This window comes from Vibrio sp. Vb0349 (genome assembly GCF_033338975.1).
This window is the reverse complement of sequence record NZ_JAWOTS010000080.1, coordinates 1-2,111: the sequence shown is the minus strand read 5'-3', so window position 1 is coordinate 2,111 and position 2,111 is coordinate 1. Positions and strand designations below refer to the sequence as shown.

The 2,111-nt window shown below is 46.1% G+C and carries 3 protein-coding genes; all 3 read right to left on the bottom strand.

Features of this window, described 5'->3' with window-relative positions:
- A partial coding sequence (locus R7Q47_RS23340) for a LysM peptidoglycan-binding domain-containing protein (RefSeq protein ID WP_318089438.1) occupies positions 1-647 on the bottom strand: 647 nt, incomplete at its 3' end.
- 14 nt (positions 648-661) lie between these two features.
- Positions 662-1,288, bottom strand: a complete 627-nt coding sequence (locus R7Q47_RS23335; RefSeq protein WP_005455562.1) for a protein-L-isoaspartate(D-aspartate) O-methyltransferase — start codon at positions 1,286-1,288, stop codon at positions 662-664.
- Complete coding sequence (gene surE, locus R7Q47_RS23330) at positions 1,288-2,064, bottom strand: 5'/3'-nucleotidase SurE (RefSeq protein ID WP_017449149.1); 777 nt, start codon at positions 2,062-2,064, stop codon at positions 1,288-1,290. The genes R7Q47_RS23335 and surE overlap by 1 nt, the downstream gene beginning before the upstream one ends.
- Between the last annotated feature and the right edge of the window lie 47 nt (positions 2,065-2,111).

Below are 2,111 nucleotides of genomic sequence, written 5' to 3'. Positions count from 1 at the left end.
CCTGCGATGTCAATGCCTTTATTTCCCTGTTCTCCCGCCGAAAAGTTCTTGATTACTCTCCCTTTTGTCGGCCACAACCACTTCGATACTTTGTCGTTTTGTACCGTCGTTGTTGGCGGCTTCGGTTTAGTAGGTTGGTTATCTTTTGAACCAACATACTCCTTTGCTTTGGTTTGTTCAACTTTCTTTGGCGGCTCTTTTTGTGCGACTTTAGTCGGAGTTGTTGTAGGCTTTTGACTAGAGTTTTTACTTGAAGTCACAGGCTTTGTCGTCGTCGTTGGCTTCACCACTGGAGGCGGTGTCGTTGTAACTACAGGTACTACAACGGGTTCAACTTTTTGGCCATATTTTGGCGCGACATATTTCGGAGCCCAAAGTTTTAGCTTTTGACCTGGATAAATGGTGTAAGGCTGAGAGAGTTCGTTGTAACGTACAAGATCATTTACATCCTTATCTGTGACGTAAGCAATGAAATAAAGTGTGTCACCTTTCTTTACTTCGTAGTAACTCCCTCTATAACTGCCACGCTCAACGCTCGAATAATCCTTCTTTAGGCTGGAAACAGGCGCAGGTGAGTGAGCCGCGCAACCAACGAGTCCCGCAGCTAATACAAAGCTAATACCAATATGACGCAGTAACTTACTCACCTAACCTCAGATCCTTAAGCCAAATCACCTGCGACAAGAGGAACAAAGCGAACCATTTCCACAACGGTAGAAAGGTACTCGTCACCCTTGCGTTCAATTCTAAGTAGTTGCTGCTCAGCATCTCCGACAGGAATCACCATTTTACCGCCATCTTTTAGCTGTGAGAGAAGCGCTTGGGGAATCACTTCTGCAGCAGCGGTAACAATGATGGCGTCAAACGGACCTTTCGTTTCCCATCCTAACCAGCCATCACCATGCTTCGTCGAGACATTGTAAATATCAAGTTGCTTAAGGCGACGTTTCGCTTCCCATTGCAAAGATTTGATGCGTTCAACGGAATAAACATGGTCAACGATTTGTGCTAAAACTGCGGTTTGGTACCCAGAACCGGTTCCGATTTCCAAAACGTTACTAGCACGTTGAAGCTCAAGCAGCTCGGTCATGCGAGCGACGATGTAAGGTTGAGAAATAGTTTGTCCCTGACCAATCGGTAGCGCATTGTTATCGTAGGCTTGGTGCATCATCGCTTGAGAAACAAAGCTCTCTCTCGGTAAACAATGCATTGCATCCAAAACGCGTTGATCTTTGATGCCACTGGAGATAAGAAACGCTATCAACCTGTCAGCATGTGGGTTACTCATTACTTCTCTTCCTTCAACCAACTATCCATCGCACGCAGAGACTCATGAGCCGTGAGGTCTACTTGCAGTGGGGTAATAGAAACTCGACCGTGCTCAATCGCATAGAAGTCGGTACCTTCACCCGCATCTTGTTCTTTCCCCGGAGGCCCTAACCAATAGATATCATGCCCACGCGGATCTTTCTGCTTGATCATATTCTCTGCGTGATGACGAGCACCTAAACGGGTCACTTCGATTTCACCAAGACTCTCGAGAGGCAAGTCAGGTACATTCACGTTCAACAAACGGTTGGTTGGGATTGGCGCTGCCAAGTGTTGCTCAACCAACTGTCGAGCAATTTTAGCAGCCGACTCAAAATGACGTTTACCAACCAGTGAAAACGCAATGGCCTGCACGCCAAGAAAATGCCCTTCCATTGCAGCAGCGACGGTACCAGAGTACAGAACGTCATCCCCCAGATTTGCACCATGATTAATGCCAGATAATACAAGATCTGGCAGATCATCTTTCATCAGCTCATTTAGAGCAAAGTGAACGCAATCTGTCGGTGTCCCTTGAACCGAATAAGTATTAGGGCCAATTTCTGATACTCGCAGAGGCTGTTCCAAAGTCAATGAGTTTGATGCACCAGAACGATTTCGGTCTGGGGCAACAATGATCACTTCCGCGATGCTTCTCAGCTCATCCGCTAACGCGTGAATTCCTTGAGCATGCACACCGTCGTCATTACTAATTAGAATTCTTAAAGGTTTTGTATTTAGTGAATCCAGTTCCATTAGTATTCTCTTTCTACTTTGACCTCATTCACCAACTCACGAACAAT

Coding starts and splice junctions, on each gene's coding strand:
- R7Q47_RS23335 (WP_005455562.1), bottom strand. CDS start 1,288: ATGAGTAACCCACATGCTGACAGGTTGATAGCGTTTCTTATCTCCAGT.
- surE (WP_017449149.1), bottom strand. CDS start 2,064: ATGGAACTGGATTCACTAAATACAAAACCTTTAAGAATTCTAATTAGT.